Origin of the sequence: Bradyrhizobium sp. NBAIM03 (assembly GCF_020194055.1) — a bacterium.
Classification (GTDB): domain Bacteria; phylum Pseudomonadota; class Alphaproteobacteria; order Rhizobiales; family Xanthobacteraceae; genus Bradyrhizobium; species Bradyrhizobium yuanmingense.
Genome location: NZ_JADYVS010000215.1, coordinates 1 through 413, shown reverse-complemented (window position 1 = coordinate 413; position 413 = coordinate 1). Strand labels below are relative to the sequence as shown.

The window sequence follows — 413 nt, the reverse complement described above, 5'->3', positions numbered from 1 at the left end:
CGTCACGATCGACAAGCCTCTTCCCGATTTCTCCGCACCGGCAACCAGCGGCATCACGTTCTCACCGGCATCGCAGCGCGGCAAGATCGTCGTGCTGTATTTCTATCCGAAGGACAACACGCCCGGCTGCACCACCGAGGCGATGAACTTCCGCGACCAATACGACGCCTTTGAAGCCGCCGGCGCCGTGGTGTTCGGCATTTCGCGCGACAGCTTGAAATCGCACGAAAACTTCAAAGCGAAACTGGAGATGCCGTTCGAGCTGATCTCCGATGCCGACGAAGCCGTCTGCAATATCTTCGACACGATCAAGATGAAGAAGATGTACGGCAAGGACGTGCGCGGCATCGAGCGCAGCACATTCCTGATCGATAGCAAGGGCGTGTTGCGCAAGGAATGGCGTGGCGTGAAGG

Annotated in this window: 1 protein-coding gene; it reads left to right on the top strand. The window is 58.1% G+C overall.

What is annotated here, in order from left to right; all coding sequences use genetic code 11:
- Positions 1-413, top strand: a 413-nt coding sequence (locus tag I6F21_RS38165; RefSeq protein ID WP_225184439.1) for a peroxiredoxin, incomplete at both ends; no start/stop codon positions are given.